This window comes from Agromyces atrinae (assembly GCF_013407835.1).
GTDB lineage: Bacteria > Actinomycetota > Actinomycetes > Actinomycetales > Microbacteriaceae > Agromyces > Agromyces atrinae.
Window position 1 is genome coordinate 3,345,410 of the sequence record NZ_JACCBI010000001.1, and the last position, 14,882, is coordinate 3,360,291.

A 14,882-nucleotide genomic window follows, 5' to 3' on the forward strand; every position below is an offset into this window, starting at 1 on the left:
GTGCGCACCCCCTCGTTGCTCAGGCGATCACCGTCGGTGGGGCAGTCGGGTGCATCTCGGCGGCGATCGTGCGCGGCGTCTGGGCGATCGATGACGGTGCGCTTCATGTCAGCGTCCCCGGCAATCAGCCTCGACTTCGGCGGTCGGCGGCGGGGGATGACGCCTCGCCGACCCGTCGTGTTCGTGCGCATTGGGATGACGGTCAGCGACGGCGCGAGGCGATCGTCGGGGTGCCGCGCATGCTTCGCCAGATCGCTCGATGCCAGCCCGAGGAGATGGCCGTTGCGGCGTTCGACTCATCCATCCGGCTCGGGCTGCTCTCGTCTGACGAACTTGCAGAGCTCGCGGCCTCGTCCACGGCACAGTTCCGTCGAATCGTGGAAGCAGTCGACGGTCGTGCAGACAGTGGCATCGAGAGCCTGCCTCGCGTGCGACTCGCGCGGCTCGGAATCGAGATGGTGCCGCAAGTGAAGATCGACGGACACCGCGTCGATGGCCTCGTCGGGGAACGCCTCGTGCTCCAGTTCGACGGGTTCGGTCCGCACTCCTCCCGACATCAGCGCAATAAGGACCTCGCCGAAGATGCACGGCTCACGTCGCGCGGGTACACCGTGTTGCGTTTCTCCTACGACCAGGTGATCCGCGACTGGGAATGGGTGGAATCGGAGGTGCTGCGAGCGGTGGAGCACGGGCGGCACCGCTGGCCAATGTAGGCCTTTCGCCGCTATGTAGGTCGTGGCAGGGGCAATGCGACCTACACAGCGGCTGAAAGCCTACAATCCAGGCGCAACCCGCCCCGCTAGCGCACCTGCTCCGTGATCGCGGTCATGACCGACGTGTCGGCGAGCGTCGTCGTGTCGCCGACCTGACGGCCTTCGGCGAGGTCGCGCAAGAGGCGCCGCATGATCTTGCCCGAGCGGGTCTTCGGAAGCTCGCCGACGATGAACACCTGTCGCGGGCGGGCGATCGCGCCGATCTGCTTCGCGACGTGCGCGCGCAGCTCCTCGCTCGCGGTCGCGATGTCGAGCCCCGCGGTCTGGCGTTCCTTGAGGATCACGAACGCCACCACGGCCTGGCCCGTCGTCTCGTCCGAGGCGCCGACGACGGCGGCCTCCGCGGTGAACGGGTGGGCGACGAGCGACGATTCGATCTCGGCGGTCGACAGTCGGTGGCCCGAGACGTTCATGACGTCATCCACCCGGCCGAGCAGCCAGATGTCGCCGTCCTCGTCGCGGCGTGCGCCGTCGCCGGCGAAGTACTTGTCGCCGAACTTCTCCCAGTACGTCTCGCGGAACCGGTCAGGGTCGCCCCAGATACCGCGCAGCATCGACGGCCACGGCTCGGTGACGACGAGCAGGCCTCCGCCCACGCCTTCGACCGGCTCGCCCTCGTCCGAGAGGATGTCGATGGAGATGCCGGGCACGGCGACCTGCGCCGATCCGGGCTTGAGGTCGGTGACCCCGGGCAGCGCCGAGATCATGATCGCGCCCGTCTCGGTCTGCCACCACGTGTCGACGACGGGGATCGAGCCGCCGCCGATGACGTGGCGGTACCAGATCCATGCCTCGGGGTTGATCGGTTCGCCGACCGAGCCGAGGAGGCGGAGCGAGCGCAGGTTGAACCCGTGCGGAATCTGACGGCCGAGCTTCATGAACGAACGGATGGCGGTCGGGGCCGTGTAGAAGATCGTGACGCCGTACTTCTCGATGATCTCCCACCAGCGCCCGGCGTGCGGGGTGTCGGGCGTTCCCTCGTAGATGACCTGCGTCGCGCCGTTCGCGAGGGGGCCGTAGACGACGTACGAGTGCCCGGTGATCCAACCGACGTCGGCGGTGCACCAGTAGACGTCGCGCTCGGGGTGCAGGTCGAAGACGTTCTTGTGCGTGAACGCCGTCTGCGTGAGGTAGCCGCCCGACGTGTGCAGGATGCCCTTGGGCTTGCCCGTCGTGCCACTCGTATAAAGGATGAACAGCGGGTGCTCGGCGTTGAAGGGCAGAGCGGTGTGCTCGCTCGAGGCATCCGCCATCGCCTCGGACCAGCGCACGTCGCGGTCGGTCCATTCCACCTCGGCGCCCGTGCGTTCGACGACGATGACGGCGCGCACCTCGGTCTCGGCCGCGGCGACCGCTTCGTCGACGGTCGGCTTGAGGGGGAACACGCGCCCCTTGCGGTAGCCGCCGTCGGCCGTGATGACGACGTGGGCCTCGGCGTCGTCGATGCGCGACGACAGGCTCTGCGAGCTGAAGCCGCCGAACACGACGGAGTGCACCGCGCCGATCCTCGCGCACGCGAGCATCGCGACGACGGCCTCGGGGATGAGGGGCAGGTAGATTGCGACGCGGTCGCCGGGCTCGACGCCGAGTGCGATGAGTGCGTTCGCGGCGCGCTTGACCTCGGCCGTGAGCTCGGCGTACGTGATCGCCCGGCTGTCGCCCGGCTCGCCCTCGAAGTGCAGCGCGACGCGGTCGCCGTTTCCTTCTTCGACGTGGCGGTCGAGGCAGTTGTAGGCGACGTTCAGTTCGCCGTCGTCGAACCAGGTCGCGAACGGCGGGTTCGTCCAGTCGAGGGTGCGCGTGAAGGGCTTCGACCAGGTGAGCAGTTCTCGTGCCTGATCGGCCCAGAATCCCAGCCTGTCGGATGCTGCGGCGTCGTACAGTTCGGGCGAGGCCACGGCTTGGGCTGCGAACTCGGGTGCCGGTCGAAACCGGCGGATCTCTTCGAGATTGTGATCGATCTGCGCATTCATGATGCTTCGCTCGCTCCTTCGCGATTACGTCGTCAACGGGTTCGCCTGCCCACCATGACGATATCCCCTCGGCCGGGGCGCGAGCGAACCCCGACGAGTCGATCAATCCTCGACATCGTCCGATGCTGCGAGCCAGCCGTGAGCCGAATGTGGAAACCCCTCATTCGTCGGAAAAAGGTACTTGCGATTGCATGGGCACCCCGTACACTGGGATACGCCTGAACGAAACATCCAGGCCAGCAGCGCGAGTGATTCCCCCCAATCCTCCGCTGCCGCGGCGGCATCTGTTCCCCCCAATGGGTGCCGCCCCCTACTTTGAGTGAGAGCTCGCAGGGCCGTCGGAGAGATCCGGCGGCCCTGTTCTCGTTGTGGCGCGGAGTGGTGCTTCCCTCCTCCCCAACGGATGACGCGCGCGGGCCCTCCACAGATCGATGCGGCCGCGGTGTGCGGTGTGCGGCCCGTCTCTACGGTCGTCTCATGCCCTCCGCTTTCATCGCTTCCCCCTCATGGGAGACGGCCCGCCCGGCACAGACGGCCTCCTCCCGGCGATCGGCGGGGGCATCGACGGCCGGGGAGATCGACTCGACGATCACCCCGGCCGCCGGCCCACCCGAGCCGACCGAACGGGATGACGCCCTCGATGCACTCGGTGAGCTGGCGGATCACGCCGAGGGCGCGACCGATCTCTTCGTGAACGGTGCGGCGGGCCTCTGGGCCGACTACGGCCAGGGCGCGGAGCGGGTCGAGGGCTGGACGCTCGGCGATGAGGCCGTGCGGGCGCTCGCGGTGCGGCTCATCGCGCACGGAGGCCGTCACATCGACGAGGCGACGCCCGCCGTCGACGTACGGCTCGGTGGAGGGGTGCGCGTGCACGCCGTGCTGCCCCCGCTGTCGACGCGGGGCACGCTCATCTCGGTGCGCATCCCGCGGTCGGGTCACGGCACTCTCGCCGACCTGCACGGCGCGGGGATGTTCGACGACCGAGCGCACGATGTGCTGATCCACGCCGTGGAACGCCGCGAGAACATCCTCATCTCGGGCGCAGCGGGTGCAGGTAAGACCACGCTTCTCGCCGCACTCCTCGGCTGTGCGTCACCGACCGACAGGATCGTCGTGATCGAAGACCTCGCCGAGCTCCAGATCACGCACCCGCACGTGGTGTCGCTCGAGGCCCGCCAACCGAACCTCGAGGGCGCGGGCGGAGTGCGGCTCGACAGCCTCGTGCGCGAGGCGCTCCGCATGCGGCCGGATCGACTCGTCGTCGGCGAGTGCCGCGGCGCCGAGCTTCGCGAACTGCTGTCGGCGCTCAACACCGGTCACGACGGGGGAGCGGGCACCGTGCACGCCAACTCGCTCGACGACGTGTCGACGCGACTCGAAGCGCTCGGCGCGCTCGCCGGCCTCGGTGCCGCGGCGCTCGCACGTCAGACGGTCAGCGCGTTCGATCTCGTCGTGCACGTCGAGCGGCATGCGTCCGGCCGTCGCATCGGCGGACTCGGCCGGTTCGCCCTCGTCGGCGATCGCCTCTCGGTGGTGCCGCTGTGACCGTCGTCGACGAGATCGCCGGCGTCGCCTCACGTCTCGCCGTGCTCCTGACCGCCGGAGTGGCGCCCACCGCGGCGCTCGGCTACCTCGCGCGTCTCGACGGCGATACGGATGCCGCTGAGGTTCCGACTGAGGGCGCCGACACGGTGCTGCGGCGAGGCCCGCTCGCTCGCTGGACGGCGCGGCGCCACGCGTCGACCGAGGGTGACGTCGACGCCGTCATCCGCGCCGTCGCTCGGTCGGCTCGGGCGGGCGTACCGATCGGGAGCGCGATCAGCGCGGCGGCGGCCGGCCTCCCGTCGCGCGAGAAGGGCGCGTGGGACGCCCTCGCCGCGGCATGGACGGTGGCGACCGAATCCGGCGCGCCACTCGCCGGCTGTCTGCGGGCGATCGCGACGTCGCTCCGCGACATCGCCGAGGTGCAGCGCGAACTCGAGGTCGCGCTCGCCGGCCCGCGCTCGACCGCGCGACTCGTGGCAGCGTTGCCCGTCATCGCGGTGGTCTTCGGCGCAATCATGGGATTCGACACGGTTCAGGTGCTCTTCTTCTCTCCTCTGGGGCTCGCGTGTCTGGCACTCGGCGTCGCGCTGCTCGTCGCCGCCTGGCGATGGAACGGCGCGCTCGTGCGGGCGGCCGGGCGCGCCGACCCGGCTCCCGGACTCGACATCGAACTCGTGGCCATCGCGATGACCGGTGGTGCATCGGTCTCGCGGGCACGCAGCATCGTCGCGGGTTCGGGGCGGCCCGTCGACGAGTCGCAGACCGCCGAGATCCTCGACCTCAGCACGCGCGCCGGAGTGCCGGCCGTCGAACTTCTGCGCGCCGAGGCCGAGCAACGCCGTCGCGAGGCGCGCAGCGCCGGACGCGAGCGGGCGGCGACCGCAGCGGTCCAGCTCATGCTGCCCCTCAGCGTGTGCGTTCTGCCGTCGTTCATGCTGCTCGGAGTCGCCCCGCTCCTGATCGCCGTCGTCACGTCGACGTTCGACGGTCTCGCCTGACTCGTGCCACCCACCGCCGCCCGAGCGGCAGAAGAAAGGAACACTTCCATGAAGGAACCGCAGAACACCGTCTCGCGCGCGCCCGTCTCGCGGCTCAGGGCGAATGTCGCACGAGCCGTCGATGCACTCGCCGACGAGCGCGGAGCGGCGACCGCCGAGTACGCGGTCGCGACGATGGCCGCCGTGGGGTTCGCCGGGCTCCTCGTGCTCATCCTGCGCGGCGACGAGGTCCGCGGCATCCTCACCGATCTCGTGCGCAATGCGCTCTCGGTGGGTTGACCTCGCTCGTCGACTGCGCAGCGACCGGGGGAGTGCGACGGCCGAACTCGTCGTCGCGCTCCCCGCGGTGGCCCTCGTGCTCGCGCTCTGCCTCGGCGCGGTTATGGTCGGCGCGCAGCAGGTGCGATTGACCGACGCTGCAGGCGACGCCGCGCGAGCGCTCGGCCGCGGGGATGACGCGGGCTACGCGACCTCCATCGCTCGCACGACGGCGGGAGAGGTGTCGCTCTCGGCCTGGGATGACGGCGACTTCGTCTGCGCACGCGTCGAATCGGGGTCGGGAGTCGCTCTTCTGCCGATCGCGCTGTCGGCGGCGTCGTGCGCGCTGAGCCATGGACGGTGAGGTCGTGATCGTGCCGGCTCAGGTGACGCGGGACGACCGACGTCTGGCATCCGAGTGTGGGGCAGCGAGCGTCGTGATCGTCGGACTGCTGGCTGCCGTGCTCCTCGCCGTCGGCGCAGCCGTATCGGTGCTCTCCCTGCTCCCCGCGACGGTGACGGCGGCCAACGCCGCCGACGCGGCGGCCCTCGCCGGAGCCGACGTGCTCGCCGGAGTCGTCAACGGTGAGGCGTGCGAGATCGCGGAACGAGCCGCGGTACTCGGCGGAGCGACGCTCGAGAGCTGCACGATCGACGGCCCGGTGGTCGAGGCGACGACATCCCTCGTCGTGCTCGGCCTGCCCGTCACCGCCCGCTCGCGCGCCGGTCCGCCCGGGTGGGAGTGATCAGTCGAAGACGGTCTCGATATAGCGGTACTCGACGGCGCTCGGACGTTCGTCGTCCTGCGTCGAGAACTCGAGACCTGCACCACGTGAGTAGACGTAGTGCTTGCCGTCGCCCGAGATCTCGAGTCGAGGTTGCGGTCCGCCGTCGCCGAGGAAGGCCGTTGCAACAGTCTTTCCCTCGAGCGGCCCGTCGATCAGTTTCGCGGTGTAAGTCGCCACAGCTGGGGTGTCCATGCCGTCATTTTCCTCCGTTCCCTCCGAAGCGCAAGGGGCTTGCGCCGCCTCGCCGATTGGGCAATCTCGCCGAGACTGTGTGTATGGTGTGCGGTGACGGGAGCGTAGCTTCCGCGCATGGCTGAGGGTGCACCGTCGGGGGGCGGACCGACCGGAGCCCTCCGTAGAAAACAATCATGAGGAGTCTGGTGCCAGGCACGAAGAAACTGGTCATCGTCGAGTCGCCGACCAAGATGAAGTCGATCGCCGGCTATCTCGGTGACGACTACGAGGTGCTGTCGTCGGTAGGACACATCCGTGACCTCATCGAGCCGAAGAACCTGCCCGCCGAGCTCAAGAAGGGCCCGCTCGGCAAGTTCTCCGTCGACGTCGATCACGGCTTCGAGCCCTACTACGTGGTGTCCGATTCGAAGAAGAAGACGGTCGCCGAACTGAAGCGCGCCCTCAAGGACGCCGACGAGCTCATCCTCGCAACTGATGAGGACCGCGAAGGCGAGGCCATCGCGTGGCACCTGCTGCAGGAGCTGAAGCCGAAGGTCCCCGTCCGCCGCATGGTCTTCCACGAGATCACGAAGGACGCGATCCTCGCGGCGAAGGACAACACCCGCGACCTCGACACCGCCCTCGTCGACGCGCAGGAGACGCGACGCATCCTCGACCGCCTCTACGGCTACGAGGTCTCGCCGGTGCTCTGGCGGAAGGTCGGACCCGGCCTCTCCGCGGGCCGCGTGCAGTCTGCAGCGACCCGACTCGTCGTCGACCGTGAGCGCGAGCGCCTCGCCTTCGTCGCCGCCGGATACTGGGACCTCATCGGGCGCTTCGCTCCGGAGGCCGGTACCGCTTTCGACGCGCGCCTCGTCCGCCTCGACGGCTCGCGTGTGGCGACCGGTCGCGACTTCGACGACCTCGGCCGCCTCAAGGGCGACGCCGTCGTGCTCGACGAGCAGGCCGCCTCGGCGCTCGCATCTGCGCTCCGCGACACGACGGTCGCCCGCCGCGTCTCCAAGGTCGAGTCGAAGCCGTACTCCCGGCGCCCCGCCGCTCCGTTCACGACGTCGACCCTGCAGCAGGAAGCGGCGCGGAAGCTCCGCTTCTCGGCTCGCCAGACCATGAGCGTCGCCCAGTCTCTCTACGAGAACGGGTACATCACTTATATGCGTACCGATTCGCCCTCGCTCTCGCAGCAGGCGATCACGGCCGCTCGTGCCCAGGCGACGGCGCTCTATGGCGCCGAGTCGATCCCCGACAAGCCGCGTCTCTACACGGGCAAGTCGAAGAACGCGCAGGAGGCGCACGAGGCGATCCGTCCCTCGGGCGACACGTTCCGCACCCCGTCGTCGCTTTCGTCGACGCTGCGCGGAAACGACTTCAAGCTCTACGACCTGATCTGGAAGCGCACCGTCGCCTCGCAGATGGCCGACGCGAAGGGTTCGACCGCGACGGTCACGATCGAGGTCGGTCCGACGGCCGAGAACGAGCACCCGCGTGCCTCGAAGACGCTCGCCGAGTTCACGGCGAGCGGAACGGTCATCACGTTCCGCGGGTTCCTCGCCGCCTATGAAGAGGGCAAGGACGAGGAGCGCAACAGCGAGGAGCAGCCCGGTGAGGCGAAGCTCCCGCCGCTGACCGAGGGTCAAGAACTCGACCTCGCCGAACTCGAGGCCAAGGGGCACGAGACGAGCCCTCCGCCGCGCTACACGGAGGCCAGCCTCGTCAAGCGACTCGAAGAGCTCGGCATCGGCCGCCCCTCGACGTTCGCCTCGATCATCTCGACGATCCTCGACCGCGGGTACGTCACCCAACGCGGCCAGGCTCTCGTGCCGAGCTGGATCGCCTTCTCGGTCGTCCGTCTGCTCGAAGACCACTTCTCCGATCTCGTCGAGTACGACTTCACCGCCGAGATGGAGGAAGACCTCGACCGCATCGCCGGTGGCGACGCCGACCGAGTCGAGTGGCTCACGAGCTTCTACTTCGGAAGCGACAAGCACCGCGGCCTCCGTCAGGTCGTCGACAACCTCGGTGAGATCGATGCGCGCGAGATCAACTCGGTGCACATCGACGGCGACATCACGCTCCGCATTGGAAAGTACGGCCCCTACCTCGAGGTCGCCGAAGAGGGCTCCGAGACCCCGCGCCGTGTGAACCTGCCCGAGGATCTCGCACCCGACGAGCTCACGCCCGCCAAGGCCCGCGAACTCATCGACGCTCCGGTGCAGACCGACCGCGTGCTCGGCGTCAACCCCGAGAACGGCAAGGAGATCGTCGCGAAGGACGGCCGATTCGGCCCCTACGTGACCGAGCTCGAGCCGGAGCCCGAGGAGGCGCCCGCGGCCGAGACGGTCGATCCGAAGACCGGTGAGGTCGTCGCGGCGAAGAAGAAGCCCGCCAAGAAGGCCGCGGCTCCGAAGCCGCGCACGGCATCGCTCTTCAAGACGATGGACCTGCAGACGATCGACCTCGAGACGGCGCTCCGCCTCCTCGACCTGCCCCGCGTCGTCGGCGTCGACCCCGAGTCGGGTGCCGAGATCACGGCTCAGGGCGGTCGTTACGGCCCCTACATCAAGCGCGGAACCGACTCCCGTTCGCTCCCGAGCGAGGACGCGATCTTCGAGATCGACCTCCCCGGTGCCCTCGAGTTGCTCGCGCAGCCGAAGTACGGCGGGCGAGCGGCATCCAGTGCCCTCAAGGAGTTCGACGCCGACCCGGTCAGCGGCAAGCCGATCAAGGTGAAAGACGGCCGGTTCGGCCCGTACGTCACCGACGGAGTGACGAACGCGACGATTCCGCGTGGCGACACGGTGGAAGAGATCACCTTCGAACGCGCCGTCGAATTGCTGCAGATCAAGCGCGACAAGGGACCGGTCAAGAAGCCGGCTGCCAAGAAGGCTCCGGCCAAGAAGGCACCCGCGAAGAAGGCTCCGGCCAAGAAGGCGACTCCGAAGAAGTGAGCGAGCACCCGTCCGATCTCGCTCGACGCACGATGCCGGGCGAGCTCGTCCCCGTCGTGCGGGGCGAGTTCCCTGGGCTCTTCGTCACCTTCGAGGGCGGCGACGGATCGGGCAAGTCGACTCAGGCTGAGCTGCTCGAGCAGTGGGTAGCCACCCGCGGGCGCGAGGTGCTCCGCACACGTGAGCCCGGCGGCTCCGACGTCGGTCTCGAGATCCGCGAACTGGTGCTGCACCACCGCGGCGACATCGATCCGCGGGCCGAGGCCCTGCTGTACGCGGCGGACCGCGCTCACCACATCGCGACGAAGGTGCGCCCCGCGCTCGAACGCGGTGACGTCGTGATCCAGGACCGCTATCTCGATTCATCCGTGGCCTATCAGGGTGCGGGCCGCGTGCTCGATCCGCGCGAGGTGCGTGCGCTCTCACTGTGGGCGACGGCGGGACTCCTTCCCGACCTCACCGTGCTCCTCGACCTCGACGAGTCGGTCGCGCGCGGTCGACTCGACGCGGCGAAGAAGCGATTCGACCGGCTCGAGGCCGAGGCCGCCGACTTCCACGCGCGCGTGCGCGCGGGCTTCCTCGCGCTCGCCGCCGACGAGCCCGACCGGTTCCTCGTCGTCGACGCGTCGCTCCCCGTCGACGAGATCGCCGAGCGCATCCGCGCGCGCGTCGCGGGACTGCTCTGAGCCCGACCGCCCGGGCGACGGTGTCTGTGCGGCCACGTAGGCTGGTCGCGTGACGGTATGGAGCGAGCTGACGGGCCAGGCGGGCGCCATCGCCGTGCTCCGAGCTGCGGCCGTCGTCGCGAGCAGGCGTACCGTGACGGATGCCGATGAGCAGGCATCCGGCGACGAATCCGACGCCGCGACGCGTGCCTTCGCGGCCTCCACCCAGCAGATGACCCATTCCTGGCTCATCACCGGCCCACCCGGTTCGGGCCGCTCGAACCTCGCCTACGCCTTCGCTTCGGCACTGCTGTCGGGCGACCCCGACGGCGACGAGCGCACGACCGCTCAGGTCGGAGCCCGTTCCCACCCCGACCTGCAGGTGCTCGCGACCGAGGGTGTGATCATCAAGCGCGACGACGTGCGCGACATCGTGAAGCGCTCGCACTACGCGCCCTCCATCGGCCGGCACCGTGTGATCGTCGTCGAAGACGCCGACCGCATGACCGAGCAGACCTCGAACTTCCTCCTCAAAGAGCTCGAAGAACCTCCTGAGCGCACCGTCTGGATCCTCTGCGCGCCGAGCGAGGCCGACCTCATCCCGACGATCCGCTCGCGCGTGCGCAGTGTTCGCCTCGCCCTGCCCTCGATCGCGGACGTCGCCGACCTCTTGGTCCGTCGCGACGGCATCGACCCGATCGTCGCCGAACGTGCCGCGCGCGAGGCGCAGAGCCACATCGGCATGGCCCACCGTCTCGCGACGAGCGCCGAGGCGCGTGACCGCAGGCACGAGACGCTGCGCACGACGCTCGCCATCCGCAGCGTCTCGAACGCGGTGAACGCGGCCGCCCGATTGCTCGCCATCGCGGGCGACGACGCCAAGGCGATCTCTGAACTGCGCGACGCCGAAGAGCGCGACAACGCCCTGCGCTCGCTCGGCATCGCACCCGGTCAGGCCGTTCCGCCCGCGCTGCGATCACAGCTCAAGGCTCTCGAAGACGATCAGAAGCGCCGGGCCACTCGAAGCCTGCGCGACGGCATCGACCGCATCCTCGTCGACCTCTCGAGCCTCTACCGCGACATCCTCATGGAGCAGCTCGGCACCGGTGCCGAGCTCGTGAACCGTGAGCTCAGTGCCGAGATCGGCCGCGCCGCCGAGGGGTCGACATCCGCCGACTCGCTCGCGACGCTCGACGCCATTCAGACCGCACGAACCCGCATCGAGTCGAACGTGGCGCCCACGCTCGCGCTCGAGGCCATGCTCGTGCAGACCATCCGCCGACCCGACCGAGTGGGAGCATGATGCGCCGCACCTCCAAGCTGATCGCCGTGGCGATGGCGGCTGTGATCACCCTGGGGCTCTCGGCCTGCATGCCGTTCGATCTGCTTCCCTCGGGGCCGTCGGCCACATCGACGCCGACGGGCGAAGACGTCGACGCGGCTCTCGAGCCGTTCTACACGCAGGTGCTCGTGTGGGAGTCGTGCGGTGCGAACCAGTGCACGACGGCGACCGCTCCGCTCGACTGGGACGACCCCGCGGCCGGCGAGATCGAGCTCGCGCTCGTGCGCCAGCCGGCCACGGGCGACAAGGTCGGCTCGCTGCTCGTCAACCCCGGCGGTCCCGGTGGATCGGGCTACGACTTCATCGCCGACTCGGTCGACTACGCGACGAGCGAGCGGCTGCAGGAGGCCTACGACGTCGTCGGCTTCGACCCGCGCGGCGTCGGCCGTTCCTCGGCCGTCTCGTGCCTCGAACCCGCCGAGATGGACGATTACCTCTACGGCATCATCGACGCACCGCGCGGCAGCGACGAGTGGATCGCCGCGGCGCGAGAATCGGCGACGGCATTCGGTGAGGCCTGCGCCGAGAACACCGGGGCGCTCCTCGGCCAGGTCGACACGATCAGTGCGGCACGCGACATGGACCTGCTGCGCGCCATCCTCGGCGACGAGAAGCTCAACTTCCTCGGCTACTCGTACGGCACGTTCCTCGGAGCAACGTACGCCGAGCTCTACCCCGAGAAGGTCGGCCGTCTCGTGCTCGACGGAGCCATCGACCCGGCCGCGACCAACGCCGAGGTGTCGGGGGCGCAGGCCGAAGGCTTCGAGGGGGCGCTCCGCGCCTACCTGACGTTCTGCCTCGACCAGGACGAGTGCTCGTTCGACGGCACGGCCGACGAAGCGATGGCGACGGTGCGCGCGCTCCTCGACTCCGTCGCGGCCAACCCGATCCGCGCGACCGACGGGCGCATGCTCGGAGCCGACTCGCTGCTCACGGCGATCATCTACCCGCTCTACAGCCAGAGCTCCTGGTACGCGCTCGACTCGCTCTTCGAGTCCGTGTTCGCGGGTGAGGCCGACTACGCGTTCTACCTCGCCGACCTCTACAACGGTCGTGACGAGTCGGGCCAGTACGTCGACAACTCGACCGAGTCGTTCAGCGCCATCAACTGCCTCGACTACGAGTACCAGGACGACGTCGCCGTCATGCGCGAGAAGGCCGCCGCGATCGAAGCGCAGGCGCCGTACATGGGAACCTTCATGACCTACGGCGACATCGGCTGCGCATCGTGGCCGTACACGGGCGACCGTCCGCGTGCCGAGATCCACGCCGCGGGCGCCGATCCGATCATCGTGATCGGCACGACGAACGACCCCGCGACGCCGTACCAGTGGGCTGTCGCGCTCGCCGATCAGCTCGAGAGCGGCCACCTCATCACCTATGAGGGCGAAGGCCACACGGCGTACAACAAGTCGAATGCGTGCGTGGACGACGCAGTCGACGCGTACTTCCTCGAGGGCACGGTTCCGGCTTCCGATCCGACGTGTTGATGCGTCATCCGACGTCGGGGGCGCGCGTGTACAAACCGTCCTCGGAAACCCGCTAACATAGTCTCTCGTGCCCATGGCTCCGCCAGCGGATCATGGCCACGCCGCCTTAGCTCAGTCGGCAGAGCGTCTCACTCGTAATGAGAAGGTCGTGGGTTCGATTCCCACAGGCGGCTCCATCACAGAAGGCCCCGAGTCCACTCGGGGCCTTCTGTCGTTCTCGCTCCTGCCGCTTCGCCTGCCGTTCCGCGGATGTCGCGCCGACACGCCGCGCGAATCGAGGCCTTGCCCGGGGCGTCGCTCGTGCATCCGCACGAACGGCAGCAGTGTCGGGCTCCGAGCGCGGCCTAGAGTGGGGGCGTGACCGTCGCCTCCCCGCCGCGTGGCCCCGTCGGCTGGATGGAGCGGCGTCAGATCGCCCTCTACCTCGCGGCCATCGCGCTCGGCGCGGGCATCGGCCTCGTGCTTCCGGGGTCCGAGCACCTCGAGGTGGCCATCACGCCCGTGCTCGGCCTGCTGCTCTTCGCCACGTTCCTCGCCGTTCCGTTCGCGTCGCTCGGGCGGGCGCTCCGTGACGTGCGGTTCCTCGGCGCCGTGCTCGTGCTGAACTTCCTCATCGTTCCCATCGTCGCCTTCGGGCTGTCGCGTTTCGTGAGCGGCGATCCCGGCCTCGTCTTCGGCGTGCTCCTCGTGCTGCTCACGCCGTGCATCGACTACGTGATCGTCTTCACGGGTCTCGCGGGCGGCGCGGCGACGAGGCTCCTCGCGGCGACGCCGCTGCTGATGATCGCCCAGATGCTCCTGCTGCCCGTCTACCTCGTGACGTTCATCGGGGCCGAGGGCGTCGCCATGATGGACGTCGAGCCCTTCGTCGTCGCGTTCGTCTCCCTCATCGTGCTGCCGCTCGCTGCGGCCGCCGCGGTACAGGCCCTCGCCCGTCGATACCGTGCGGCGCGAGCCGTGGAGTCGACGATGGGCGCGCTCATGGTCCCGCTCATGATGGCGACACTCGCCGTGGTCGTCGCGTCGCAGATCGCCGCCGTGTCGAATGCGCTCGGCTCGCTCCTCGTCACCGTGCCGATCTTCATCGCGTTCGCGATCGTCATGGTGCCGCTCGGCGACGTGACCGGCCGTCTCTTCGGGGTCGATACCCCCGCGCGTCGAGCTGTCGTCTTCAGCGGTGCGACGCGGAACTCGCTCGTGGTTCTCCCGCTCGCGCTCGCGGCGCCCGATACCTTCGCGATCGCGCCGACCGTCGTCGTCACCCAGACCCTCGTCGAGCTCGTCGCGATGGTCGTCTTCGTCCGCGTCATCCCGGCTCTCATTCGATCGTCGCCGGAATAGTCGAGCATTTTTCACTCGCGTGTCAAGCCCTGTTGCGCGGTCAGACACGGCAGTAGCGTGAAGTATCCGAGCGGCATCCTGCTGGAGGTGAGCCGCCGGCACGTCGTGGAGGGCCCGCGGCGTTCCCGAATCCGGGAGCGACCACGTCGACCCTCCACGACACACACGACGGCCTTAACGGGCGAACGGGTCCCGGCATTGCCGGGACCCGTTCGACGACGACTGGAGTCAGTTGTCGCGAAGCTCTTCCTTGACCTCGTTGCGCGCCTTGACGGAGTCGCGCTCGGCCTCAGCCTTCTTGATCTCGGCCTCGGCCTGAGCTTCGGTCTTCTTGACCTCGGCTTCGGCCTTCGCCTCGTCGACCTTGTCGCGGGCACGATCCACGCCGTCTTCTACGACACGACCGACCTTCTCGGCGCCGGCCTTGACGGTCTCTTTTGCATCGTCCAGAAAGCCCATGACATTCCCTTCTCTCCGCACCGCGCCTGCGGCGACATCGTTTCCACGATAGGCGCGGGTGCACCGCCGCAGCAGGGGGTTTACATCGATCCTGTGGTGTGCAAACCGCG

At 68.9% G+C, this 14,882-nt stretch carries 14 protein-coding genes and 1 tRNA gene; 12 read left to right on the forward strand and 3 right to left on the reverse strand.

Features of this window, described 5'->3' with window-relative positions; all coding sequences use genetic code 11:
- The first annotated feature begins 68 nt into the window (after positions 1 to 68).
- Entirely contained in the window at positions 69 to 713 is a 645-nt protein-coding gene (locus BJ972_RS17765) for an endonuclease domain-containing protein (RefSeq protein ID WP_164989947.1), read from the forward strand.
- Between the two features lie 86 nt (positions 714 to 799).
- Here the strand turns inward: BJ972_RS17765 and acs are convergent, their stop codons facing one another.
- On the reverse strand, positions 800 to 2,746 hold the full coding sequence (acs, locus tag BJ972_RS15430; protein ID WP_129175464.1) for an acetate--CoA ligase: 1,947 nt from the start codon (positions 2,744 to 2,746) through the stop codon (positions 800 to 802).
- 477 nt (positions 2,747 to 3,223) lie between these two features.
- Here acs and BJ972_RS15435 point away from each other — a divergent pair, with 477 nt between their 5' ends.
- The 5 genes from BJ972_RS15435 to BJ972_RS15455 are packed head-to-tail and all read left to right on the forward strand — an operon-like array spanning position 3,224 to position 6,293.
- Positions 3,224 to 4,291 carry a TadA family conjugal transfer-associated ATPase gene (locus BJ972_RS15435; protein WP_129175467.1) on the forward strand — a complete coding sequence of 356 codons (1,068 nt, stop codon included), beginning with the start codon at positions 3,224 to 3,226 and terminating at the stop codon, positions 4,289 to 4,291.
- Complete coding sequence (locus BJ972_RS15440) at positions 4,288 to 5,289, forward strand: type II secretion system F family protein (RefSeq protein WP_129175469.1); 1,002 nt, start codon at positions 4,288 to 4,290, stop codon at positions 5,287 to 5,289. Before BJ972_RS15435 ends, BJ972_RS15440 begins: the two co-directional genes overlap by 4 nt.
- 48 nt (positions 5,290 to 5,337) lie before the next feature.
- The gene (locus BJ972_RS15445) at positions 5,338 to 5,568 is read left to right on the forward strand and encodes a DUF4244 domain-containing protein (RefSeq protein WP_129175471.1); all 231 of its coding nucleotides are present in this window, start codon (positions 5,338 to 5,340) and stop codon (positions 5,566 to 5,568) included.
- The gene (locus tag BJ972_RS15450; protein ID WP_129175473.1) at positions 5,549 to 5,911 is read left to right on the forward strand and encodes a TadE family type IV pilus minor pilin; all 363 of its coding nucleotides are present in this window, start codon (positions 5,549 to 5,551) and stop codon (positions 5,909 to 5,911) included. Before BJ972_RS15445 ends, BJ972_RS15450 begins: the two co-directional genes overlap by 20 nt.
- Before the next feature lie 4 nt (positions 5,912 to 5,915).
- Positions 5,916 to 6,293 carry an Rv3654c family TadE-like protein gene (locus BJ972_RS15455; protein WP_164989948.1) on the forward strand — a complete coding sequence of 126 codons (378 nt, stop codon included), beginning with the start codon at positions 5,916 to 5,918 and terminating at the stop codon, positions 6,291 to 6,293.
- Here the strand turns inward: BJ972_RS15455 and BJ972_RS15460 are convergent, their stop codons facing one another.
- Positions 6,294 to 6,527: a hypothetical protein gene (locus BJ972_RS15460; protein ID WP_218851022.1), complete on the reverse strand. Its 234-nt coding sequence runs from the start codon at positions 6,525 to 6,527 to the stop codon at positions 6,294 to 6,296.
- 188 nt (positions 6,528 to 6,715) lie between these two features.
- Here BJ972_RS15460 and topA point away from each other — a divergent pair, with 188 nt between their 5' ends.
- The 6 genes from topA (at position 6,716) to BJ972_RS15490 (ending at position 14,313) form a co-directional block, all read left to right on the forward strand.
- Positions 6,716 to 9,475, forward strand: a complete 2,760-nt coding sequence (gene topA / locus BJ972_RS15465; protein ID WP_129175825.1) for a type I DNA topoisomerase — start codon at positions 6,716 to 6,718, stop codon at positions 9,473 to 9,475.
- Between the two features lie 32 nt (positions 9,476 to 9,507).
- The gene (tmk, locus tag BJ972_RS15470; protein ID WP_129175823.1) at positions 9,508 to 10,161 is read left to right on the forward strand and encodes a dTMP kinase; all 654 of its coding nucleotides are present in this window, start codon (positions 9,508 to 9,510) and stop codon (positions 10,159 to 10,161) included.
- A gap of 49 nt (positions 10,162 to 10,210) precedes the next feature.
- A complete protein-coding gene (locus tag BJ972_RS15475) occupies positions 10,211 to 11,443 on the forward strand; it encodes a DNA polymerase III subunit delta' (protein ID WP_129175477.1) in 1,233 nt (410 codons plus the stop codon).
- Entirely contained in the window at positions 11,440 to 12,972 is a 1,533-nt protein-coding gene (locus tag BJ972_RS15480) for an alpha/beta hydrolase (RefSeq protein WP_129175479.1), read from the forward strand. The genes BJ972_RS15475 and BJ972_RS15480 overlap by 4 nt, the downstream gene beginning before the upstream one ends.
- Positions 12,973 to 13,072: 100 nt before the next feature.
- Positions 13,073 to 13,148, forward strand: a tRNA-Thr gene (locus BJ972_RS15485).
- A 220-nt stretch (positions 13,149 to 13,368) separates the two neighbouring features.
- Positions 13,369 to 14,313, forward strand: coding sequence for an arsenic resistance protein (locus BJ972_RS15490; RefSeq protein WP_129175827.1), 945 nt, complete (start codon positions 13,369 to 13,371; stop codon positions 14,311 to 14,313).
- A gap of 228 nt (positions 14,314 to 14,541) precedes the next feature.
- On the opposite strand, the gene BJ972_RS15495 is transcribed toward BJ972_RS15490, so the two are convergent.
- Entirely contained in the window at positions 14,542 to 14,772 is a 231-nt protein-coding gene (locus tag BJ972_RS15495) for a hypothetical protein (RefSeq protein WP_129175481.1), read from the reverse strand.
- Between the last annotated feature and the right edge of the window lie 110 nt (positions 14,773 to 14,882).